21 protein-coding genes and 2 pseudogenes are annotated in these 22,041 nt (G+C 58.4%); 15 read left to right on the top strand and 8 right to left on the bottom strand.

The features are described 5' to 3' along the window. Positions 1 to 110 precede the first annotated feature (110 nt). A complete protein-coding gene (locus AC07UC_RS31540) occupies positions 111 to 1,109 on the bottom strand; it encodes a LysR substrate-binding domain-containing protein (protein WP_494908586.1) in 999 nt (332 codons plus the stop codon). Positions 1,110 to 1,149: 40 nt separating this feature from the next. Then, positions 1,150 to 2,547, bottom strand: coding sequence for an aminotransferase-like domain-containing protein (locus AC07UC_RS31535; protein WP_494908585.1), 1,398 nt, complete (start codon positions 2,545 to 2,547; stop codon positions 1,150 to 1,152). 118 nt (positions 2,548 to 2,665) lie between these two features. Between AC07UC_RS31535 and AC07UC_RS31530 the strand changes: the two genes are divergently transcribed. The 9 genes from AC07UC_RS31530 to AC07UC_RS31490 all read left to right on the top strand — a co-directional run bounded on the left by AC07UC_RS31530 (position 2,666) and on the right by AC07UC_RS31490 (position 13,845). Further along, on the top strand, positions 2,666 to 3,985 hold the full coding sequence (locus tag AC07UC_RS31530) for a hydroxymethylglutaryl-CoA reductase, degradative (RefSeq protein ID WP_494908584.1): 1,320 nt from the start codon (positions 2,666 to 2,668) through the stop codon (positions 3,983 to 3,985). 17 nt (positions 3,986 to 4,002) lie between these two features. Beyond that, positions 4,003 to 5,352: a CaiB/BaiF CoA transferase family protein gene (locus AC07UC_RS31525; RefSeq protein ID WP_494908583.1), complete on the top strand. Its 1,350-nt coding sequence runs from the start codon at positions 4,003 to 4,005 to the stop codon at positions 5,350 to 5,352. Further along, positions 5,353 to 6,105 carry an enoyl-CoA hydratase/isomerase family protein gene (locus AC07UC_RS31520; RefSeq protein WP_494908582.1) on the top strand — a complete coding sequence of 251 codons (753 nt, stop codon included), beginning with the start codon at positions 5,353 to 5,355 and terminating at the stop codon, positions 6,103 to 6,105. Positions 6,106 to 6,107: 2 nt separating this feature from the next. Beyond that, positions 6,108 to 7,130, top strand: a complete 1,023-nt coding sequence (locus AC07UC_RS31515) for an ABC transporter permease (protein WP_494908581.1) — start codon at positions 6,108 to 6,110, stop codon at positions 7,128 to 7,130. A gap of 32 nt (positions 7,131 to 7,162) precedes the next feature. Continuing rightward, the gene (locus tag AC07UC_RS31510; RefSeq protein WP_494908580.1) at positions 7,163 to 8,167 is read left to right on the top strand and encodes a sugar ABC transporter substrate-binding protein; all 1,005 of its coding nucleotides are present in this window, start codon (positions 7,163 to 7,165) and stop codon (positions 8,165 to 8,167) included. Positions 8,168 to 8,235: 68 nt separating this feature from the next. Further along, a complete protein-coding gene (locus AC07UC_RS31505; RefSeq protein WP_494908579.1) occupies positions 8,236 to 10,350 on the top strand; it encodes an ABC transporter permease in 2,115 nt (704 codons plus the stop codon). Continuing rightward, complete coding sequence (locus tag AC07UC_RS31500; RefSeq protein WP_494908578.1) at positions 10,347 to 11,489, top strand: YncE family protein; 1,143 nt, start codon at positions 10,347 to 10,349, stop codon at positions 11,487 to 11,489. The genes AC07UC_RS31505 and AC07UC_RS31500 overlap by 4 nt, the downstream gene beginning before the upstream one ends. Continuing rightward, entirely contained in the window at positions 11,486 to 12,988 is a 1,503-nt protein-coding gene (locus AC07UC_RS31495) for a sugar ABC transporter ATP-binding protein (RefSeq protein ID WP_494908577.1), read from the top strand. Before AC07UC_RS31500 ends, AC07UC_RS31495 begins: the two co-directional genes overlap by 4 nt. Continuing rightward, the gene (locus tag AC07UC_RS31490) at positions 12,988 to 13,845 is read left to right on the top strand and encodes a hydroxymethylglutaryl-CoA lyase (protein WP_494909016.1); all 858 of its coding nucleotides are present in this window, start codon (positions 12,988 to 12,990) and stop codon (positions 13,843 to 13,845) included. Before AC07UC_RS31495 ends, AC07UC_RS31490 begins: the two co-directional genes overlap by 1 nt. An 87-nt stretch (positions 13,846 to 13,932) precedes the next feature. On the opposite strand, the pseudogene AC07UC_RS31485 reads toward AC07UC_RS31490, so the two are convergent. The 5 genes and pseudogenes from AC07UC_RS31485 to AC07UC_RS31465 form a co-directional block, all read right to left on the bottom strand. Further along, positions 13,933 to 14,193, bottom strand: a pseudogene (locus AC07UC_RS31485) (2-hydroxychromene-2-carboxylate isomerase); the annotation flags it as partial. Positions 14,194 to 14,300: 107 nt separating this feature from the next. After that, positions 14,301 to 14,648 (bottom strand): NAD(P)-dependent oxidoreductase, encoded by a 348-nt coding sequence (locus AC07UC_RS31480; protein WP_494908576.1) that lies wholly within the window; start codon positions 14,646 to 14,648, stop codon positions 14,301 to 14,303. Beyond that, positions 14,645 to 15,277, bottom strand: a complete 633-nt coding sequence (locus tag AC07UC_RS31475; protein WP_494908575.1) for a Rossmann-fold NAD(P)-binding domain-containing protein — start codon at positions 15,275 to 15,277, stop codon at positions 14,645 to 14,647. Before AC07UC_RS31475 ends, AC07UC_RS31480 begins: the two co-directional genes overlap by 4 nt. A gap of 214 nt (positions 15,278 to 15,491) precedes the next feature. Next, on the bottom strand, positions 15,492 to 15,680 hold the full coding sequence (locus AC07UC_RS31470; RefSeq protein WP_494908574.1) for a YegP family protein: 189 nt from the start codon (positions 15,678 to 15,680) through the stop codon (positions 15,492 to 15,494). A 73-nt stretch (positions 15,681 to 15,753) separates the two neighbouring features. After that, the gene (locus AC07UC_RS31465; RefSeq protein WP_494908573.1) at positions 15,754 to 16,050 is read right to left on the bottom strand and encodes a hypothetical protein; all 297 of its coding nucleotides are present in this window, start codon (positions 16,048 to 16,050) and stop codon (positions 15,754 to 15,756) included. A gap of 402 nt (positions 16,051 to 16,452) precedes the next feature. Here AC07UC_RS31465 and AC07UC_RS31460 point away from each other — a divergent pair, with 402 nt between their 5' ends. The 6 genes from AC07UC_RS31460 (at position 16,453) to AC07UC_RS31435 (ending at position 21,631) form a co-directional block, all read left to right on the top strand. Beyond that, a complete protein-coding gene (locus AC07UC_RS31460) occupies positions 16,453 to 16,884 on the top strand; it encodes a hypothetical protein (protein ID WP_494908572.1) in 432 nt (143 codons plus the stop codon). Positions 16,885 to 16,962: 78 nt separating this feature from the next. After that, a complete protein-coding gene (locus AC07UC_RS31455) occupies positions 16,963 to 17,550 on the top strand; it encodes a DUF3011 domain-containing protein (protein WP_494908571.1) in 588 nt (195 codons plus the stop codon). Positions 17,551 to 17,634: 84 nt separating this feature from the next. After that, positions 17,635 to 18,582, top strand: coding sequence for a DUF4424 domain-containing protein (locus AC07UC_RS31450; RefSeq protein WP_494908570.1), 948 nt, complete (start codon positions 17,635 to 17,637; stop codon positions 18,580 to 18,582). A gap of 75 nt (positions 18,583 to 18,657) precedes the next feature. Continuing rightward, positions 18,658 to 18,954 (top strand): hypothetical protein, encoded by a 297-nt coding sequence (locus tag AC07UC_RS31445; RefSeq protein ID WP_494908569.1) that lies wholly within the window; start codon positions 18,658 to 18,660, stop codon positions 18,952 to 18,954. A 182-nt stretch (positions 18,955 to 19,136) separates the two neighbouring features. Continuing rightward, positions 19,137 to 20,489: an HdeD family acid-resistance protein gene (locus tag AC07UC_RS31440; RefSeq protein ID WP_494908567.1), complete on the top strand. Its 1,353-nt coding sequence runs from the start codon at positions 19,137 to 19,139 to the stop codon at positions 20,487 to 20,489. After that, positions 20,486 to 21,631 carry an MFS transporter gene (locus AC07UC_RS31435; protein ID WP_494908566.1) on the top strand — a complete coding sequence of 382 codons (1,146 nt, stop codon included), beginning with the start codon at positions 20,486 to 20,488 and terminating at the stop codon, positions 21,629 to 21,631. Before AC07UC_RS31440 ends, AC07UC_RS31435 begins: the two co-directional genes overlap by 4 nt. A 187-nt stretch (positions 21,632 to 21,818) precedes the next feature. Here the strand turns inward: AC07UC_RS31435 and AC07UC_RS31430 are convergent. After that, positions 21,819 to 21,993: pseudogene (locus AC07UC_RS31430) on the bottom strand (DDE-type integrase/transposase/recombinase); the annotation flags it as partial. Between the last annotated feature and the right edge of the window lie 48 nt (positions 21,994 to 22,041).

The raw sequence follows: 22,041 nt of genomic DNA, 5'->3' as shown, positions 1-22,041 counted from the left end.
CGAATTTTCGGACGGTGTTTGAGCTGTCTCGATGCCTCGTGAAGGCTATTCGGCACCTCTGGAGATCACAATCGAAATCGATCTACGCTAATTTCAAGCAGAATTTGACATCAGTGCTTGGCGGCCCGGCTGCCTGCGGAATTTTTCAGAACTTCATCTTTGAGCCAATTGCAGAAAGCCGTCACAGGTTTGCTGTCTGCCCGGGCGTGCGAGACGACTAGGTAGTAGGACTCGTTTGACGGCAGGTAGAGATCGAACGGACTGACCAGAAGACCGCTTGAGATGGCAGAACGGCAAAGAAACTCGTCGCCGAGGAAAACCCCTTGCCCCGCTACAGCTGCCGAATAGGCGAGGTTCATGTCGGCAAAGGTAACGCCTGTATGACTTATCGACGGGTCCAGGCCCGCCAGGGTCATCCAGTCGTCCCAGTAGCTGATGTCGTTGATCATGTGCAGAAATCTTACATTCTTCAAATCGGACGGAGATTTTATTGTCGAGTTGCCGGAAAAGAGCGACGGGCTGCACAGCGGTATGAATTCACTTTTTACCAGTAGTTCTGAGCGCATATTCGGCCAGTGGCCGTCACCGAAGGCTATGAAAATATCCGCCGACGTGTTCGAAACATCATCGTACCAAAGCGGCGTCATCACTGACAGTTCGATGTCGGGGTGCGCGTCCACGAAGCTGCCGATATGGCTGCAGAGCCAGCTTGACGCGAAACCGGGTGGGCATGAAACGGTGACCCGTCCGGATAATCCACTGTTGGCATAGCGAACGGCAGAGCCCACGATTGCGTTCAAAGCATTTCTGACATCGAAGGCATATCCCCGGCCGTGCTCGGTCAATTCGATTCTCGGTCCGAACCGTTCGAATAGCTGAAAACCCAAATCCTGCTCGAGCAAGCGCAACTGATGACTGACAGCACTGCGTGTCAGGCGCATCTCCTCTGCCGCCTTCGAGACTGAGCCGTGGCGAGCGAAGCTTTCCAAGGCTCTCAGCCCCTGGATGGTGGGTATTCTTTTCATGGCTTCTCCGTGCGGCTTATGCTCGAAACTGTTTGCGGCGGGTGTCGGATTTTTCACTTTCGTTTTGAAGAAGGTGGCGAGCAAAGGTCGTCCAAGTCCCAGGGTTCGGCGACCATCGGTCTGCCTAAGAAAGCCTTCGCAGGAGGAAATCGAAGAACTTTTCATCGTCAGCGCGCGCAACGTTGATACGGATCCCAGCTGCCAGGGGGTTCTGTTTGTCGAGACAAAATACGCTGCCAGGCGCTATGAAGATTCCTTCCTGCGCGCCACATCTAGCCAACTCGATGTCATCGACTGTGTCCGGGAGGAGAAGGTAGAGATAATAGCCGCCGCCATTCCCTGCGAAGACTTTATGGCCGGATCGACTCAGGGCGGTGTGCACGCGGTTAGCAGCCGTCTCTATGCGCTGCGCTAGCCGTTTGAGGTGGCGATCGTAGTGCCCCTCCGCTATCAGCCGATAAAGAAGCCGCTCGACATAGCCAGAGCTGTTGACAGTCGTCAGCATCTTGAGTTCGGCAAGCGCTGCGATCTTGTCGGCCCTGCCGGCTATGTGTCCTGAGCGCAGGCTGGCGGAAAGCGTTTTTGAGAAGGTTCCGATCGAGATGACGTGATTGAGTTGGTCGAGGGTCGCAAGCCGGTTGGGCGGGATCAAAGACAAGTCTGCGAAAGGGTCGTCTTCAACGATCGTGATGTTGTGCTTGGCCGCGATCGTCAGAACGGAATGGGCCGATGGCAGACTGATACAGCCGCCAGTCGGATTGTGTCCGACTGATTGGGTTATGAACAGCTTTGGCCGTTCTGCGGCAATCTTTGCAGAAAAATCCTCGACATCGGGGCCGTCCGGTAGACGCTTCACGCCGACGACCCTGACTTGGGCAAGCTTCAGCTTTGCGAAGAGCGGGTAGTAACCCGGTTCGTCTACCAGCACGACATCGCCGGGAGAAAGGAAGGCTCTGATGACGAGATCAAGCGCGTGGTTGGCGCCAAACGTAAGCAGTATGTTTTTCTCGGTAGCCTGGATATTCTGTTTCGCCAGGCGCTCGGCGATCTGCCGGCGCAGTGGCGGAAAGCCCCAGGCCGAGCCATAGCCGTCCGCACTGGAAGATGGGCCACGACCGAGCAGCCCAAGATGTCGCCTGATTTCCGATTCCTCCGTCCACGAAGGAGGCGGGCGCCCGTCGCCAACGCGAATCTCGAAGCTCTCTTCAAGCTGCGCATTGAGCAGTGAAGCGATATCGACAGCTTCCGATACGTGTTTGGGCCTCGAGCCGTTTGCCGGCGCCATGTCGCTGATAATGAAGCCGGATCGTGCCTGTGACCTAATGTGGCCAGATGCTGTCAATCGGTCGTACGCCGCAACTACAGTATTATTAGACACGCCATATTCGCGGGCAGCGATCCGGATCGAGGGCAGTTTGCTTCCGGGGACGCGGATGCCTGTGGTAATCTCGTCGATTAGCCTTGCTGCAATGTTTTCCGCAAGGGTTGCGCCAACTTTTCCGCCGCTCGTTTCCGTCGTCATACATGCTCCGACATGGATACAGATGGCGACAAATTCTCAAATCTGTATCTTTCAATGCATAGTAACAATGTCCAATCTTGTATCAAGAAGAAAATGACACATCGCGTGGGAGGCGCCTGTGAGGGGCAAAGACGACGGCGGAACACGTTCCGCCATTAATTCTCGACTCGAAAATCTGCGTAGTCTTTCACCAGCTGAGAGACTTGGCCGGGTGGGCGATGTGATGTCGCTCACCGATGCCGAACGCAGCGTTTTTGCAGGCGGCGGCCTCCCGATTGCGCTGGCCGATGGCATGATCGAGAACGTCATTGGGACATTTGAGCTGCCGATCGGCGTGGCCACAAATTTTACAATCAATGGCCGAGATTACCTGATTCCGATGGCCGTCGAGGAGCCATCTGTCGTGGCAGCAGCGTCGTACATGGCCCGTCTTGCCCGCAAGAGCGGCGGCTTCTTCACGTCGAGCACCGGGCCGATCATGCGGGCTCAGGTGCAGGTTCTCCAGGTGCGCGACCCGCATGGTGCCCGCGCCCGCATCCTGAGGGAACGCGAGGCGATCATCGCCGCTGCAAATCTCAAGGACAAGGTCCTGATATCGCTTGGGGGAGGGTGCCGCGATGTCGAAGTCCACGTCTTCGATCAGACGAATGCCGGCCCCATGGTTGTCGTTCACCTGATCGTCGATGTGCGTGATGCGATGGGCGCAAACACGGTGAACACGATGGCTGAAGCCGTCGCACCGATGATCGAAGCGATAAGCGGCGGCGTGGTGCGGCTCCGCATCCTGTCGAACTTCGCCGATCTGCGCATCGCGCGCGCAATGGTGACCGTCGCCCCCGAGACGCTGCAGACCGACGAATACAAGGGTGACCGCATCGCCCGCGGCATTGCCGAGGCATGCGCCCTTGCCATCGTCGACCCCTATCGTGCCGCCACCCACAACAAGGGCATCATGAACGGCATCGATCCGATCGTGGTGGCCACGGGCAATGACTGGCGCGCCATAGAAGCGGGCGCGCATGTGTGGGCCTCGCGCTCAGGGCGGTACACCGCGTTGTCGACCTGGGAGCTCGATGCCAAGGGCCATCTCGTCGGCACCCTGGAAATGCCCATGGCCCTGGGCCTTGTCGGCGGTGCGACAAAGACCCATCCGGCAGCCCGCGCAGCCCTCAAGATCCTCGGCGTCGAGAGTGCCCAGGAGCTTGCCGAGGTGGCGGTGGCTGTTGGGCTTTCACAGAACATGGGGGCATTGCGCGCCTTGGCCACCGAGGGCATCCAGCGCGGCCACATGGCGTTGCATGCCCGCAACATCGCAATCGTCGCCGGCGCGACCGGTGACGAGATCGACAGAGTGGCGTCGACGCTGTCCGCCAACCATGACGTACGCGTCGATCGCGCCAAGGATGTGCTTGAGCTGATCCGGGCGGAAAAGGTCTGAGATCATGCTGTACCGCGATGCTGAAAAATCATTTGCGGTCGGTCGGCGATGCGGCGACCGGCAATGTTCATTGCGCGATCCAAAAATCCGGGCAGATATCTCCCAGGCTTGTTTTCCGGGAGAATGACGTGATCGAAACACCTCAGAATGACGCGATTCCAACACGGACGGGCCCCCTGAGCGGGTTGACTGTTCTCGACATCACACGTGTCGTCGCCGGCCCGTTCTGCTCGATGTTGCTGGCTGACCTTGGTGCGACCGTGATCAAGGTGGAGCATCCGGACGAGCCGGACTACGCGCGTAGCTTCCCGCCTTTCGTCGGCGAAGAGGGAGAGGAACTCAGCGCATTTTTTTCGCAGTTCAACCGCAACAAGCTCGGAATTACGATCAATCTCAAATCCGCTGAAGGTAAGGCGCTTTTAAAAAAGCTCGTACGCCGGGCCGACGTCCTGGTCGAGAATTTTCGACCGGGAACCATGGACAAGCTGGATCTCGGCTACGAGGTGCTCAAAGCCGAAAACCCCAAGCTGATCTATACCGCGATCAGCGGCTATGGTCGCAATGGTCCAAACGCATCAAAGCCTGCCTATGACAACACCGGGCAGGCTTCAGGCGGGTTGTGGTCGATGAACGGCTATGCGGACCGGCCACCGGTTCGCGTGGGCACCATTATCGGCGACCTCGCGGCGTCCTTGTACGCTGCCATCGGCACTCTCGCCGCCCTGCGCGAGGCGGATAAAAGCGGCCTCGGACAGGTGGTTGACGTCTCGCAACAGGACTCCGTGCTGACGCTCACGGAGAATGCCGTTGTTCGCTACACCGCGAAGAACGAGATCGCGTCACCACTCGGTAATGAACATCCCTTTGTGCGACCCTACGGCCAGTTTCCCTGCAAGGACGGCTACGTGTTCTTCGGAGGCTACACGGACAAGTTTTGGGCAATTACCTGCACTCTGTTCGGCGAGCCGGACAAGGCGTCCGACTCTGCGATCGACACGATGGAGAAGCGCTTCGATCCAATAGTGGCGGAGACGAAGGTCAATCCGCTGCTGAACCGGTGGTTCAGCCGCTACACCAAGGCCGAACTGGAAGAAATTGCGGGCGACAAGATTCCGCTGAGCGCGATCAAGACCATTGCGGAAGTCGTTGAGGACCCGCACATCGCCGCGCGGAACATGATCGTCAAAGTTCCGATAGCCGGCAAACTTATCGGCATGTTTGGGCTGCCGATAAAGCTTTCTGGAGCGGTTGAGGCCGCGCCCCAATCGGCGCCCGCGCCGGGAGAGCACAATGAACTGATCCTTGGAAAATTGGCGGGTCTTTCTCCAGAGGAACTGCATGCGCTCAAGGCCGGGGGAGCGATATAGATGGGGATTGATCTTACCCAAGACGGTTACGTTGCCACTGTCCGGATCAATCGACCGGAGAAGCTCAATGCGCTGACCTTGGCCATGTATGAAGATCTGGGCCGCGCCTTCAAGGCCGCCAAGGATGATGATGCCATTCGCGCAGTCGTCCTGGCGGGCAGCGGCGAGCGCGCCTTTTGCGTCGGGGCCGACCTGAAGGAATCCATTCCCGCACTTGCCGCGGATACTTTCGACATTTCCGCCTGGGACCCGGCCCATATCAAGTTCCCCGGGTTCTTCAAGCCGATCATAAGCGCGATCCGGGGCATGTGCCTTGGCGGTGGCTTCGAGATCATGCTCGCCACCGATATCCGGATTGCGGCACATGACGCCATTTTCCAGCTGCCTGAAGCGACGCTCGGTTTTGTGCCTGCCGGCGGCACGCTGGTGCGCCTTGTCAGGCAGATCGGTTACGCCCACGCGATGGAGATCATGCTGACGGCGCGACGTTTCACGGCGGCCGAGATGCTCGCCAAAGGCGTGCTCAATCAGGCGGTGGACAGCCAGGACGTCGAGCGTGTCGCGCTTGAAACGGCGCATCATATCGCAAGCCTGAGCCCGACCGCTGTCCAGACGATCAAGGAAGCAGCTCTTACATTGCAGGATCTGCCGCTGACGGAGGCATTCCGCCAGGAAGCGATTCTGGGGCAGCGGACTTTCAGGAGCGATGACGCCAAGCGCGGCCTTGCTGCCTTTGCCGGAAAGGGGAAATGACCGTGTCGAGCACTCCCCAGAACCTGGCATCGAATGCCCCGCGCAAGGGCGTTGGCCATCGCATCGGCGTGACGCAGGAGCTGATCGTATTCCTCGTATCGATCGCCCTCTTCGCTTATTTCTCGATCACGCTCGACAACTTTCTCAGCCGGGACAACATCCTCAATCTGATCCGGAACGTCGCCATGCTCGGCATGCTGAGCCTGGGCATGGCGGTCGTCGTGATCGGCCGCGGCGTCGATCTTTCGCTGGTCGCGGTGATGGCCGTGTCGCTGACGTTCTCGATTGTCCTTGCCAACCAGGGTTATGCCTTTTCAACCGCCTTGGTGCTCGGTCTTGCCTTCGTCATCGTCGTCGCGATCATCATGGGTTTTCTGATCGCCTATGTCGAAATCCCCGCCATCTTTGCAACCCTGGCTGTTTCGGCGATCGTTTACGGATTGGGGCGCGGCGTGATCGCCACGCTCGACGTCAACAATATTCCGGACAATCTGAACTGGTTCCTGTTCCTGGGGCGCGGCAGCTTTCTTGGCATCCCGATCCCGATCTGGCTTTTCGCGATCTGTGCCGCCGCCCTCTATTTCTTTCTTCGCAAGACAGGGTTCGGACGCTTCATCTACGCCATCGGCGACAACATCTCGACGGCGCGGATTACCGGCATTCCCGTCAGGCCGATGATCATTCTCCAATACGTGCTCTCGGGTGTCATGGCCTTTCTGGCCGGTTGCGTGACGGCGGCCTCCGTCGCCAGCATGAACATGAGGATGGTCAATTCGACGCTCATCTACGACGTTCTGCTGGTGGTCATCCTGGGAGGCATCGGCCTCACCGGCGGACGGGGAGGCGTCCGCAACGTGCTGGTCGGCACGATTCTGATCGGTCTCCTGCTCAACGGCATGACGATCCTCGACATCTCCTACACCGTCCAGAACCTGGTCAAAAGCACGGTGCTGCTTGGCGCCTTGATGGTGGACGCGCTTCTCAACCCTCGCGATGAACAGACATCGCAGCAGGGAGATATCTGACGCTCAATATCATCCAACGGGAGGAAACCAACATGATGATAGTGAAGTATGCCGCAGCAGCGGTCGTGGCCGGCATTCTCTCATTAGGCGCCGCCCATGCGCAGGATGGCATGGTCGACGAATTGAGACAGCCCACACTTGATTCACTCGCCGGCAAGAAGGTCATCTTCGTGCCGATGTCCATGAGTTTCGACCTGCCGGAAGGCTGGGCGGCGATCATGCAGAAGGAGGCGAAGCGGCTGGGCTACAGCCTCGACATCCGCGACGCCAACTGGAGCACGGATACCGGCACGCGCGCCCTGACCCAGGCGATCACAGAAAAACCCGATGTGATCGTGGTGCAGAACTTCGACGTCGCGTCCTACGCACGCACGCTGAAGAAGGCCGAGGACGCGGGGATCAAGGTGATCCAGGTCAACATGAAGTCGAGTTACCAGACGGACGCCTTTGTCGGGGCCGACTGGTATGGCATCGGCCAGTATGCGGCCAATCGGATGATCGAGAAGTGCGGCAAGGCAAGTGGCAAGAGCGGCAAGGTCGCGATCATCCAGGGGCCGGCGACGGCAGCGGCCAGCGTCTACCAGCTCAACGCGATCTCCGAGACGCTGAAGGGTCATGACGACATCAAGATCGTGTCCAGCCAGACCGGCGACTGGGATCAGTCGAAGGCGCGCGGCATCGCACAGACGGTGATCCAGCAGAATCCAGACCTGTGCGGCATCATCGGCTTCTGGGATGTGATGGATGCCGGAACGGGCGCCGCGATCCAGGAGTCCGGCAAGGACATCTATCTGATCACATCCGGCGGCGGCAACAAGACGGCATGCCAAGGGGTGGAAAACGGAACGTTCAAGGAGGTCATCTCCTATGATGTCGAAGGCCAGGGCCGCGATCTCAACAACACGATCAAGGTGCTGCTGCAATCGAAAGAGCCGGCAGGCGCCGTGAAGTTCGCGCTGTACACGCCAAACAAGATCATCAGCAAGGAGACGATGTCGACGAACAGCTGTTGGGATCTGGATCAGCTCAAGAAGTGATTTTGAATCGGGTCACCGCGCGCAAACGCGGTGACCCTCCCAGCAATGTCTGCAGTTAGGGTTTCAAGATGGAAGCGATCGAGCGCCTCTATTTTCGCTATTTTCCCGAAAAGGTGCTTGGCGAGGTACTGACCAAGCGCTGGAGCGACAATGCCGTTCCCATGCTTGCGACAATTTTGACGATCGGCTTCTTTCTTCTCCAGAATCCGCATTTCTTCACGCTGTCGAGCCTCACGGAGACGTCGCGCCAACTGTCGGAGTTCTCGCTGGTCGTCGTCGCCATGGGCATTGTCCTGCTTGCCGGCGGCCTCGACCTCTCGGTCGGCAGCGTCTTTGCCCTGGCCAACATCACGGCCCTTGTCTGCATCACCTTGCTGGGATGGCCGGTCTGGGCCACAGTGATGGCCACCCTGGCTGTCGGCGCCCTTTGCGGTGCGGTCAACGGCTTCCTGATCGGCTATCTGCGCATCCGGGCGTTCCTGACAACGCTGGTCACGCTCATCATCATCCGATCGATCGTCGACATCATCCTGCTGCGCTACGCGGTTCAGATATCGGCGGTCTTCCCGGAGTCCGATCTGTGGTACTTCATCGGCGAAGGCCAGGTCCTTGGCATTCCCTTCGCTTTCCTCGTCGCCATCGTCGTCATCGGCCTCTGGCACGTCATCCTGACCAGGGCACGGGCCGGATGGCATATTACAGCGGTCGGCGGCAGCCGTCGCTCCGCCTACAATGCCGGTCTGCGGGTCAAGTTCACGATCTTCACCACCTATGTCTGGTCGAGCGTGCTTGCGTCGCTGGCCGGCGTGTTTTTCGCGGCGCGCCTGGGCAGTGCGGGATCGGATACCGGGGTCGGCCTCGAGATCGCGGCGCTGACCGCCGCCGTTCTTGGAGGCAACAGTCTCGGTGGCGGCCGTGGCTCAGTGGTAAAATCGGTGCTCGGCGCGGTTGTCGTGCTCATTTTGACCGACAGCATGGTTCGCGTCGGGATCAGTGGCGGCGTCAGTTCGATGATCCTCGGTATCGTCCTGCTCGCAGTCGTGGCCATCGATGTCCGCTGGCTGAAGAACCGGCACAAGCTTCTGAACAAGGTCTACGTGTCACCCGGTTACTTCCGTCTCCCGGCCCTCCCTGAGACCGACGCGGGATCCGACAGTCCCTACGCGCTGAACGATCGCTTGAAGGATGTTTCGCTCATCGGCAAGGGCGAGATCGAAGGTCCCGAGGACGTCATTTTCGACAGGAACGACAATCTCTACTGTCCAAATCGGCATGGCGACATCGTTCGCTTCTTCGCGCCGGACTACACCAGATGGGAGATATTCGTTCATATTGGCGGCCACCCGCTGGGCCTGGCTTTTGACGCCAAGGAGAATCTGAATGTCTGTATCGGCGGGATGGGTCTCTATCAGGTTTCGCCGGATCGGCAGGTGACAAAGCTGACCGACGAGACCAAGCGGACGGTTCTCTCGGTGATCGACGATTCCCGCCTGAAGCTTGCCGACGATCTCGACATCGCGCCGGATGGCCGCATCTTCTTTTCCGAGGCAACCATCCGCTACGACATGCACGACTGGGCGACGGACGCGCTGGAGAGCCGGGGCAACGGTCGCCTGATCTGCTTTGATCCGCGCGATCGTTCGACGAAGACGATCCTCAGAAATCTGCAATTCCCCAACGGGGTCTGCATGGCCGGCGACGGTCAGTCGTTCTTCTTCGCCGAGACCTGGGGCTGCCGTGTCAATCGCTACTGGTTCGACGGTCCCAAGAAGGGCACCTGTGAAACCACGATCCCAAATCTGCCGGGGTATCCCGACAACATCAATCGGGCTTCCGACGGGAGTTTCTGGGTGGCGCTTGTCGGCATGCGCTCGCCGGCTCTCGACCTGGCGATGAGAATGCCGTCGCTGCGCAAACGCATGGCCAAGCGCGTGGCGCGCGATGAATGGTTGTTCCCGAACATCAACACGGGCTGCGTGCTGAAATTCAAGCCGAATGGCGAAATCGTGGAATCCTATTGGGATCTCGGAGGCAAGAACCACCCGATGGTGACGTCGATGCGCGAGCACAAGGGCTATCTGTATCTTGGTGGACTCTACAACGATCGAATAGGCCGTCTCAAGCTGCCGGATGCCGATCCAAACTGGACGTCGCAAGCGTCCTACTGGGGAGCAAACGCATGAGGATATCTCGTCGCATCGGCAGTTTCCTCGACAGGTTCATGGGTGGACGCGGCGAGCATTCCATCACGGTTCCGGTCATGGACGGCGCGCTCAAGCCCAACAATTATCTCGAACGCATCGCCAGCGTCTCGACGGTGGAGGCGGCGGACAATCTGACGATCGCGAGTGGCCAGGTGCTGCTGACGTCAGGCAACCGGCTGCTTGAACTTCACGACAACGGCAGTACCTCCATTCGCAGCACCTGCGATGCCGAGATCACGTTCCTGTCGTCGTCACCGCGGGGCGCTCTTGCCCTGGGGCTGGATAAGCTTGGCATCGCGATCGTCGGCGGTCGCCACGATGGCAAGCGACTTGCCGCGAACCTGTCCGGCCAGCAGCTCGACTGCCCGACGGCCGCTGTTTTCCTGGATGAAGACACGCTGGTCGTTTGCAATGGCTCAAGCGCGCATTCAGCTCTCGAATGGAGCCGGGATCTCTTGAACCTTGGCCGCAGCGGAAGCGTCGTGAAAATTGATCTCGGATCCGGAAATGCGAGCCTCGTCAAGGGAGGACTGGGATTTCCCTCGGGCGTTGCCGTTGCGGGCAATGGCAGGCTGGTCGTTACCGAGGCCTGGAAACATCGCCTCCTGGCGCTGGACATTGCCAGCGGCAACTTCACAACCGTGCTTGCGGATCTGCCCGCGTATCCCGGCCGGATACAGCCGGCCAGCCAGACTGGATACTGGCTGACCATGTTTGCGGTCCGCTCCCAATTGCAGGAATTCGTGCTGCGCGAAAACCGCTACAGGCGCGAAATGATGGAGACCATCGCGCCGGAATATTGGATCGCCCCTACACTTTCGAGCGGACGCAGTTTCAAGGAACCGTTGCAGGCAGGCAGTGTCATACGACTGGGCATCCACAAACCCTGGGCGCCGAGCCGATCCTATGGTCTGCTGGTTCGTCTCGATGACAGTTTTCAGCCCATCTGGAGCGCCCACAGCAGGGCCGATGGCCACCGGCACGGCATCACATCCTGTGTCGAAATCCGCGACAGGCTGTTCGTCGCCTCCAAAGGTCGAGGCGAAATCCTTGGGCTCGATCATCTCGAGCCGACCGAGCCGGACGACCTCTCGGCTTTTGAGGAGGCCGCGGCATGACACCGATTGTCGAACTCAAGGCTGCAACAAAGGATTTTCGCGGCAATCCTGCTTTCTCGGACGTCGACTTCCAGCTGCAGCCTGGTGAGGTTCATGCGCTGCTCGGCGAGAATGGAGCCGGAAAGTCGACGCTGACCAAGATCATCGCCGGCGTCTATCCGCTCAGCAGCGGCAAGATGTTCATCAACGGCCGTGAGGAGAGGCTTGCGACCCCGGCCGAGGGGCTCGCGAAAGGGATAGCCATGGTCTACCAGGAAAACAGCCTGGTCCCGTCGATGTCGGTGGCGCAGAATATCTATCTGGGAAAGGAGAAGCCTCTGAACCGGCTTCGCGGCATTTACATTTCCGCTCAGCAATTCCTCCAATCCCTGAACTTCCACGTTGATCCTTCAGCCATCGTGGGCTCTTTGGGCGCCGCACAGAAGCAGATGGTCGAGATCGCGCGAGCGGTGCATCACAAGGCAAAGGTAATCATCTTCGATGAGCCGACGGCGACCCTCACGCCGGAGGAAAAGAGCTACTTCTTCAAGCTGATCAGGAAGCTGAAGGACGAGGGGGTCTCTATCATATTCATTTCGCATGCGCTTGAAGAGGCGCTCATGGTTGCGGATCGGATTACCATCCTGAGAGATGGCAGGCTGGTGGCCTCGGATAAGGCCGCCGCGTTCGATCGTCAGAAGATTATTCAGGCTATGGTCGGTCGAACGCTGACAGATGAGATCTACAGCGGTGCCTCGCGCATGCGCGCTCCAAGGCCGCGTGGCGCAAAAGTGCTCTCGGTCGAAAATCTCTCGATGGGCAACATGGTGCGCAACACATCGTTTTCGCTCTATGCGGGCCAGGTCACCGGCATTTTCGGTTTGGTCGGCTCCGGCCGGACCGAGACGCTGAAGGTGGTATGCGGGGTTCTCAAACGCGATTTCTTTCATGGCGGAGAAGTCAAGATCGATGGCCAGTCCAAGCGCTATCTGGTGCCCGCGCCGGCGGTGCGTGACGGCGTCGTCTATGTGACCGAGGAGCGAAAGGCAGAAGGCTTCTTCGAGACGATGAGCATCGCCGAGAACATCTATATGGGGCAGATCGGCGGACAGTCCTTTGGCGGCTTCAACATCGTGTCGATGAAGCAGGCGCGGTCGGTCGCCGAGGAATGGCGTAAACGCCTCAATGTGCGGACTATCGATCCCGATGCCAAGGTCATAGAACTGTCGGGTGGCAATCAGCAGAAAGTCGTGATTGCCAAGGCACTGGTCCAGAAACCAAGGCTCGTGGTCTTCGATGAGCCTACACGAGGCGTCGATGTCGGCGCCATCGCCGAAATCCATACCTTCATCAACCAGCTTGCCGACCAAGGGATCGCGGTCGCGGTCATCTCGTCCTACCTGCCCGAGATACTCAGCCTGTCGGACCGTATCCTGATTGCCCGTCAGGGCAAGATTGTCGAGGAAATGGACCGCCGCATCGCCACGGAAGAGACAATCATGTATGCAGCCGTCCATTGATGGTCGGCCGCGCGATCACGATTGTCGAGGTGGGGCCCCGTGACGGCCTGCAAAACGAGAAGAACATCGTCTCCACCGAGGACAAGCTGAAGCTCATCCGCATGCTGGCTGATGCTGGTCTGCCTCGTATCGAAATCACCGCGTTCGTCTCGCCAAGATGGGTGCCGCAGATGGCCGATCATGACGCGGTGATGCGCCGCACGCCGGCGCGAGAAGGCTTGGTGCGCTCCGTGCTGGTGCCCAACGACAAGGGCGCCATCGCCGCGATTGCCGCGGGCGCCGACGAACTGGCCGTCTTTACCAGTGCCTCGGAAACCTTTGCGTCCAGAAACATCAACTGCACCATTGCGGAAAGTTTTGAACGGTTCGTGCCGGTGATCAGCCTCGCGCAATCGCACAACATACGGGTGCGCGGCTATGTGTCCTGCGCTGTCGATTGTCCTTACGAAGGTGAAATCGCACCCGATGCGGTCGCCACCGTTGCCGCGCAGCTTAGGGATCTGGGATGTCATGAAATTTCGGTGGCCGACACGATCGGTCGAGGTTTGCCGGACCGTGTAGACCGCATGCTTGAAACGGTGCTCGACCGGGTTCCAGCTTCAATGGTGGCATGCCATTTCCATGACACTTCGGGGCGAGCCCTGGAAAATGTCGATGTGTCACTGGAAAGAGGCATCATCACGTTCGACAGTTCCGCGGGTGGATTGGGGGGGTGCCCCTATGCACCGGGCGCCGCGGGAAATATCGGCACCGGCGTCCTTAACAACCATCTCATCCGCCGGGGCTATTCGACGGGGATTGATCCAAGCGCGCTTCAGTTTGCCGAGGCATTTGCACTTGGCCTGAAACGACAATGAATAGTACTCATCCCATGGCTGAATTTTTCAGGTCTTTCACCTCAATCCGAATGCGCGGTGTTCGTGCTCGCTGCTCCATCCATAACCCGGCCCGGACCGAGCCGCGCGATTGTTGAAATTGAGAACCTTGTTGCGGACAGCAGCCCAGCGTTTCAGGTCTGTGGTCCAGTAGGCCCGACGTTTGTCTGGCCGGTCGTGGGAATAGATGCCGCCGTTTTCCTCGATCAACGGAATGACAAACGGCTCAATTTTTGCACCGAAGCGGTTGGCAAGATCCGTGAAGCCGTCGAGGCCAATAAAAGTCCAAGGAGAGCCTATACCAAAGAAAAAATCGATCGTCTTCGTCATGTCTACTATCCTTAACACTATCGGCTTTCGATGGATCCGAGCAGCTTTTCCGAAACAGTCGTCAGCTTTTTGCCATCGCCTCGTGGTCGCTCCAGAACATTGCAGGCTCAATATCCTCGGCCCTTGACGACCTGATCGGGGAGGGGCTCGCCTGCGAGGAAATGATCGAGATTGGCGTGAAGCTTCTCCGCAATACGCAGCCGGTTATCTTCCGACGACCACGAGATATGCGGCGTTAATCGGATCTTGGGGTGAGAATAGAACGGGTGTCCGGCCGGAAGCGGTTCAGGGGCTGTCACATCAAGCGTCGCTGCGGCCACACGCCCTTTTTCGAGTGCATCGATGAGCGCCTCGTCATCAAGCACTTCGCCCCGACAAACATTGATCAGGTGCAAGCCAAGTTTAGCAGCATCGAAAATGTGCCTGTCTAGAGATTGTCGCGTTGCCTTGGTCAACGGAACGGCAAGTACCAGGTGATCGACCGAAGCGACCAACTCGGCAAGCGAGGTATGAAATTGGTATCTTTATTGCTCTCGGGCTTGCCACGACGAACAGCGTGCACCTTCGTGCCCAACGCTATGAGCTTTTCGCTCGCTTTACGACCAATCGCTCCGTAGCCATAAAAGCCGACTGACTTTCCCGACACGAGGCCCAAAGTTTTTCTGGTCCACCCTTCCAAAGATCGAACCAGGAAATCATCGAACAGCCGCTTCTCATTAGCGAAGATCGCCGCGACGACATATTCCGAGATTGCTTCGGCAGAAATTCCCCGTCCCGTGGTCACCAGCGGGGCATCGAAAACCCATGTTGGAAAAGCGTCGATTCCTGCTGACACGATCTGGATCCATTTCAGATTGAAAGGCCATCCCTCAGGCTTTCCTCTGGGAGCATCTGCCCATCCGCGAAAAAACGCAAATAGGATATCGGCGCCCCTGGGCATCTCCCATGCAGGAGATCTGTCGCTGTAGGGGATTACCTCAGGCTGGCTTGTATGTGCCCGCAATAAATCGACCTGCTCGTCATCGAGGTTGCAGGCGACAATTGGTCGGTTACCGGAAAGCCGGACGATCTGTCCTGACGCCACCGTTTCGGTCGTCGCTGGCGGCGTCTACGTCGCTGGCCTGTCAGCCGGGTCAACCACGACGTTGTTATGCTTGTCGCAATGGCGGTCGGATTGCTGTTACGCCTGCTTGCTCTGCGCTTTAACTGGAGCATGCCGAAATTTGTCTACACCCGTGACCTGCATTGATTGCGGGCGAGGGCGGGCAGGGATCAAGCTGCCCGCCTTTTTTCCACGTTCAGGCAGTCGCTGTCGTCTGGTCTTCGATTGCGGCCGCTGGAACATTCTTCTTCAGTGACTCGATCGACTTCAAGGCCGACGCCTTCGCGGCATAACCCTCGGAGCTGAACATGATCTCACCGTTCGAGGCACGAAAGCGGAACCGGTACTCGCCAGCTTTGTCCTGGTAAACTTCGAACTTATACATCTGATATTTCCTTTTTCCTGGGATGCGGCCAGCCGAATTGCGTGGCTGGAAAACTCTGAGGTTTGATAGAGCGTTAACGGCTGCCGATCAGCTTGTTCTTGATCAGGCCGACGACGATCTGGACGATCGCTCCGCCCACGCCGCCACCGACCAGTTGGCCGAGCAAGGCGCCGATGTCGAGACCCGCTGAAGCGTCACCTGTCGCCGCCCCAAGGATCGAACCCAGCAGTGAGCCGCCGCCAACTCCACCGATCGCGCCGGCGATGAGGTTGCCGATATTGCCGAGATCGGAGTCCTTGATGACCTTGCCGCCCGCGGTACCGCCGACGGCGCCACCAATGATCTGCGCCAGAATTGTTCCAAAATCCATAATTGCTTTCCCTTTGAAGATAGACGTGTTCATTCACGAATAGCCGGAAAAAGCCAATAAACACAAGCATCTGAAGCGCTTTCTCGCTCTCGTTTTTCGTGGCGATACAATTTACGGCGCACACAAACCCCTTCGTTGCAACAAGGTATGTCGAAACCTGATCATTATGTTGAAATCCGACCAAAATCGACAACGGACCGCACACTCAATAATCGCAAGGCTTTGAGGCGACGGGGGGATGAAATAAACGGGTTTAATGGGCTATCTACGTGCCCGCCTCGCTATCGACGAGATGTCGTCTGCAATTTGCCGACGCCAGCTCACGCCGACAATCGAGGCATTCGAAAGACAAGTCTGATTTGTTCAAGGTACGCCTGAGTGTTCCAGAAGAGAGGAATAATATTGAAGAACTTCCTTTTCATGCTGGTTTCTACCGCTCTATTGAGTTGCAGCATCGCAGGAACTGCGGCGCAAACGATCGTCGAGACAAACCAGACACTTGACACGCTGTTTGGGGCCCACGCGCCGTACCAGCAGTTCTTTGGCAAGCTGCAAGAGGCTGTCGGCGCCAGCGACAAGCAGACAGTCGCGTCGATGGTTGATTACCCCTTCCGAGCCCGGATCAACGGCAAGGCAGTCAAACTGAAGGATGCAGCCCATTTCGTCGCGGATTACGACAAGATCATTACCGCCAAGGTGAAACAGGCGATCACCAAACAGTCGTACGAGACACTGTTCGCCAATTGGCAGGGCGTCTCAATAGGTGATGGCGAGGTTTGGTTCTCCGGTGTGGGGGACGCCAACACGATCAAGATCACGGCCATCAATGACTGAGTCTTGCCGAGGCAAGCTCGTTGATGAGCCCGACAATCCGATCACACTGGAGGGCATCTTATGCTTCGTTACGTTTTCATGGCTTCGCTCGCGCTCGGCTCATCGTGGGTGATGTCTGACGCCCGCGCGCAATCGACCGTCGAATGCCAATCAAGACACTATCAGTATGGTGAATGCTGGGCAGGGCCGCTGAGCAAGCCGCAGCTCATTCACCAGACATCTGGAAGCCCTTGTATTCTGAACAGGACGTGGGGCTACAATCCACGCAGCAAGTACATCTGGGTCGCGCAAGGCTGCTCCGGGATTTTCGCAGATGTCGGCGGCTACCATCATGGCCGTGGCGACACCTTCGATCCCAATGCCCGAATGTACGACCATCGCGGTCATGACGTTGGCGCGGTCGTCGGAGGAGCCATTCTTGGTGCGCTCATCGAGGGGATGGCCGACGATCATCACAATCGGCGGCACACGACGAGCAACTACCGTGCCGACAACGGATATAACGGCTGCCATGGCATTGGATGCATGGTCGACAATCCCGACGAGGCGATCGATCCCAGGCCACAATTCGACAGGCAGGGAGAGCCGAACTTCGACGTACATGGCAACTATCAGGGCTGCCATGGCGTCGGTTGCCTCGTCGATGATCCTGGCGATGCGAACTGAGCTTTGGGACGGGGCAAGAAAGTCATGAATATGAGGCCCTCGCCAGTCAAATCACGGTTTGCACCCGCCTTGATCGTTGCATTGATGGCCACCCCGCTTCACGCCAATGACACCAGCGCCATGCTCGGCGCGGGCGGGCTGTCGCTGACAACCTCAGAACATATCGTGATGGAGAGCGAGGATCTCCATCTGTCGCCGAGCGAGGTCAGGGTTCACTATGTCTTTCGCAACGAAAGCGACGGAGACATCACGACAACGGTAGCCTTTCCCCTGCCGGACATTGACCAGAGCGCGTTCGCAACGGTGTTCCTGCCGGTTGAGGATCAGGAGAACTTCGTTGGCTTCCAGGTAACCGCGAACGACAAGTCCATCCATCCCAAGCTCGAGCAGAGGGCGATTACCGATGACGGCGCTGATGTATCGGCTATCGTCGTGAAGGCAGGCCTGCCAGTGAATTCGAAGCTCCCGGGATGGGAAGACAAGGCGCGCGCCTTGCCGGAGAATGTCTGGCGGGGCCTTGTCGAGCGGGGGCTTATCGAAGAGGAGGATCCTTCCGATCGGTCAGCTGACTTCAGCGTCAACTGGAACCTGCGCGCAACATTTCATTGGGAGCAGACTTTCCCGGCCGGAAAAGCTCTTGTCGTGGATCACCGCTACAAGCCCATCGTCGGCGGCGTTTCGATTTTCGCCGACGAAACGCAGTTCAAGGATTATGCGAGCTATTGCCTTGATGACCAGGGCAAGGCAGGGGTTCGCCATCTCCTGAAACAGGCACAGGCTGCGGCGAAAGCAGATCCGCAAAAGCCGGAGGGAATCGCTCCGATTGAAGCGGGCTATGTCCTGACGACCGGCGCGAACTGGAAAGGACCGATCGGAGATTTCCATCTGACGATCGACAAGGAGAAGCCTCATGCCGTCCTGTCACTGTGCATGAGCGGACTTAACAAAACCGGGCCGACGACGTTCGAGATAAGGCGAAACAACTTTACGCCTACGGAAGACATTCGCTTTGTCGTTTTTCAAGGACCGTAAGACAGGCGTCCTGGGCCGCTTCTTCCCACCCGCCAATACGATGATGAACAGCAACTATTGAGGAACTTCTGAACAATGACAATGATTGCGCGAACCACATTTGTCGTTCTGACTGCTTCAGTTCTTCTGAGCGGATGCAACAGCAGCAAGAAGCCGTGGGTCAAGAATGACGTCCCTCAATCGGAAGCGGAGCAGGCTATGGCCGAATGCAAGTATCAAGCCGAAGCTGCCACGATCGGCATTGGTTCGGGCGGCCACTACAAGACTTACCAAAGCGCGATCGGAGCGGGGATCGCTGCGGGGGTCGAGCAGGAGTTGGACAGAGAGAAGCTGGTCGCGGATTGCATGAAAGCGAAGGGCTTCAGCCAGTAGCGGAACTTGTTTCTTTCGCAAGCGATTGGATGGCCGCCTGTTTCCAATCTCGCTCATGCAGACAGTTCCTCTGGCGTTTGCTTCTGAGCCCCCAATTGTCAACGATCCATTCGGCAGGATCCTGCCGATAAGAACCCTCAAGCAAAAGCCGGATGAACAGATGCTCTTCCGGATCGATTCTTATGATACAGCTCGTATTCTTGCTTCTTGGGGCGAAGGCGCTCAAACCCGCCTGGAGAATCCTGGTGATCGCCGGGATTGGCTGGATGCTGCTTGGCCTGGCCATTCTGTTTGATCTGAGCGACGGCAAGCTGTTCATCTTGCTTGATACGTTCGCCATCTTCCTCATCGTTGAGGGGCTTATCGAGATTGCCGCCGCCGTCTCGGTCGGCATCCGTCAGCACTGGATCGATGCATTTCGCGGATTCGCCTTCCTTTTCGCGGCGTTTCTCGTGTTCAACGTCCCCTGGGATGAGAATATCGGAGCTGCGATCGTGTTCGGCTGCGCTTTCCTGGTGGATGGGCTTTTCCGGATCGCTACGGCATTCGTCGTCCACAGCTCACGGTGGCGGGTCGGTATCGTTGCCGGGGTGGTCGAGGTGTGCCTGGCGGCGGCCATATTGATGTCATGGCCCGTCCCTCATCTTTTGACCGTGCCGTTCTGCTTTGCGCTTTTGCTGCTGACCTCGGGATACGCCATTGTTCGAATGGCCTTGCCTTTGCGCGAACTCCCGGACGGCGGGTCCGTCACGGCTCTTCCGCTCTATGCCGCCCGCAACTGGCAAGGCGGGGTTACGCGTCCAGTCATTCCACCGGACGAAGATGTCTGGAGCGCGGGCGATGAGGTTCTCAACGTCTGCGTCTGGACGGCCGCGGGCGCGATCGGGAGCCCGGAACGAAGAGTGTTGATCGACCGGTACGTTGCGGCGGTCGACAAGAATGGCGTGATTTCCACCGGGCATGCTGCGCTCGAGATGCCGCCGGATCTCTATGTCAGCCACTATCCGGCCGACGACATCGACCACAATCCGGACGACTTCCGTGCGCTTCTTCGGGCAGGTCATGAGAACGACGTGCCGGGACGATTTAATCCGTCGCTCGAGTGGGAGGCAGCCAATTGGTGCATGCCGGATCAGAACGTGGCGTTCCGGCGCTTCAAATCTGAGGCGCTTCGGCGCTTCTGGGCCGCCTATTCACAGGACAACACCTACAATCTGACAGCGCGCAATTGCTCGACCACAGTCATCCAGGCATTGGACGCTGCGCTTGAAGGCAGCGGCTATACCGGTCATATCTGGCGCGACCTCTTCAAACTTCTTACCAATCCGCAATTCTGGCTTCTGCGCCTCGTCCGCGGCCGTGCGGAGGCTATGACCTGGACGCCAGGGCTGGTGCTGGACTATTCGCGCCTGCTGTTGGCGATCGTCGAGAACAACCAGGGCAGATGGCGCAGAAAGCTCCGCCAGGCCCTGCAGGCGCGCCGTTCTTTTGCGCATCACGACGAGCGTGCAGAAGCCGAGGGGAGCCGGGTATGAAAGAGACGACGCGAACCGCGGTCGTCATCACCGCTACGGCGACCATCTTTGGCTTGACCTATGGGTTGAGCGCACCCCTGATCGGGCTCGAGCTTTCCGAAGCGGGGTATTCCGAGAGCCTCATTGGCGCAAACAGTGCAATGTACGCCGTCGGCGTCTTGCTGGCTGCACCCTTCATGCCTCGCCTCTTTGGTCGGTTCGGTTTCGGGCGCCTTGCGAAAAGCGCACTTGTCGGTGCGGGGAGCATCCTCCTGCTGTTTCCGGCCGCGCCTTTCCTTTGGATATGGTTTCCCCTGCGCGCAGCGCTCGGTGCGATGTCTGAAACACTGTTCGTCGTGTCAGAAGCCTGGCTCAATCATTTGGCAAGTGAGGCATCCCGCGGGCGCCTGATTGCCATATACATGACCGCGCTTTCGTGCGGGACGGCGCTTGGTCCTGCCATCCTCGTCCTTGTGGGTCGTCACGAGCTCTGGGCGTTCGTGATAGGCGCTGCGGTCACGTTTGCCGCCTGTATCGTCCTCGTCATCGACAAGCCGAAAGAGCCGAAGGCCGAACACGAAGAAATCGGCAATCCATTTGGATATCTCAGGCTGGCGCCTGTTGCTGTCGCATCTGCGGCGCTCAACGCAGCGTTGGAGGCGGCGGGGCTGAGCCTTCTGCCTATCTATGCCGTAAGCTTGGGATGGCCGGAACAATCCGCCACCATACTTCTGACGGTGCTTCTCATCGGCGCGATTGCGCTGCAGCTGCCCATCGGTTGGCTGGGAGATCGAATGCCACGTTCGAAGCTTCTAGGATTGCTAGCAGCCCTCGCAACCATTGGCGCGGCTTTCTGGCCAATGGCGCTCGGTCACGCCTGGCTTGCCTATCCGCTGCTATTCGTCTGGGGCGGCGTATTCGTTGGAATCTACACCACGACTGTGGCGATGCTTGGCGATCTTTATGAAGGCTCGGAACTCGTCGGCATCTACGCGCTGCTTTCCGTGGCATGGGGAGTGGGCGCTTTCGCAGGACCATTCCTGTGCGGCATCGCTATGGAGATGACCTTGCACGGCCTTCCGCTTTTTGCGGCAATTGCCTGCGGCGCTTTCGGATTGTTTTCTGTGTTCATGCCCACCAAAAGCAGGGTGGCCGGCGGATAGAAGAGCAGCAAATACCATGTGATGTCTCTTTCGCCGGGGGATTTGGTCACGGGTTGGATCGCTGTCCTGCCGTAGTCGCGCTCAACACCCGGTCCCTCCCCGAGCGCCTTTGCTTCATAGAGTGCAGCATCCGCAGTTCCCGGGGTGATGTCAGGTTAATTCCTTGAAGTGGGCTTCCGACATGCCGCATAGCTGAGTGTTCCGAACGAGGCGGCACGAAGAGATTTCGGACTGCGGAGAAGACGCTTGTGAAGCGTTGCAGCGCGCATGGCGAGCGAAACCGTTGCATCAGCCGCCCCGCGTTTTCGCAGAGGCAGATGCGAGTTTTCGGCGCGATTGTTCAGCCCCTTGCGCGATCGATGCGTAAGTTCTCAGGCCTTTGGCTTTGTCGCAAACCCATCGTCAACCTT

It is taken from the genome of Mesorhizobium sp. GW821-FHT04C10 (genome assembly GCF_059420305.1).
This window is presented reverse-complemented; position numbering and strand designations above follow the sequence as displayed.

Coding starts and splice junctions, on each gene's coding strand:
- AC07UC_RS31535 (WP_494908585.1), bottom strand. CDS start 2,547: ATGACGACGGAAACGAGCGGCGGAAAAGTTGGCGCAACCCTTGCGGAA.
- AC07UC_RS31525 (WP_494908583.1), top strand. CDS start 4,003: ATGCTGAAAAATCATTTGCGGTCGGTCGGCGATGCGGCGACCGGCAAT.
- AC07UC_RS31520 (WP_494908582.1), top strand. CDS start 5,353: ATGGGGATTGATCTTACCCAAGACGGTTACGTTGCCACTGTCCGGATC.
- AC07UC_RS31510 (WP_494908580.1), top strand. CDS start 7,163: ATGATGATAGTGAAGTATGCCGCAGCAGCGGTCGTGGCCGGCATTCTC.
- AC07UC_RS31505 (WP_494908579.1), top strand. CDS start 8,236: ATGGAAGCGATCGAGCGCCTCTATTTTCGCTATTTTCCCGAAAAGGTG.
- AC07UC_RS31500 (WP_494908578.1), top strand. CDS start 10,347: ATGAGGATATCTCGTCGCATCGGCAGTTTCCTCGACAGGTTCATGGGT.
- AC07UC_RS31495 (WP_494908577.1), top strand. CDS start 11,486: ATGACACCGATTGTCGAACTCAAGGCTGCAACAAAGGATTTTCGCGGC.
- AC07UC_RS31490 (WP_494909016.1), top strand. CDS start 12,988: ATGGTCGGCCGCGCGATCACGATTGTCGAGGTGGGGCCCCGTGACGGC.
- AC07UC_RS31470 (WP_494908574.1), bottom strand. CDS start 15,680: ATGTATAAGTTCGAAGTTTACCAGGACAAAGCTGGCGAGTACCGGTTC.
- AC07UC_RS31465 (WP_494908573.1), bottom strand. CDS start 16,050: ATGGATTTTGGAACAATTCTGGCGCAGATCATTGGTGGCGCCGTCGGC.
- AC07UC_RS31455 (WP_494908571.1), top strand. CDS start 16,963: ATGGCTTCGCTCGCGCTCGGCTCATCGTGGGTGATGTCTGACGCCCGC.
- AC07UC_RS31450 (WP_494908570.1), top strand. CDS start 17,635: ATGGCCACCCCGCTTCACGCCAATGACACCAGCGCCATGCTCGGCGCG.
- AC07UC_RS31445 (WP_494908569.1), top strand. CDS start 18,658: ATGACAATGATTGCGCGAACCACATTTGTCGTTCTGACTGCTTCAGTT.
- AC07UC_RS31440 (WP_494908567.1), top strand. CDS start 19,137: ATGATACAGCTCGTATTCTTGCTTCTTGGGGCGAAGGCGCTCAAACCC.
- AC07UC_RS31435 (WP_494908566.1), top strand. CDS start 20,486: ATGAAAGAGACGACGCGAACCGCGGTCGTCATCACCGCTACGGCGACC.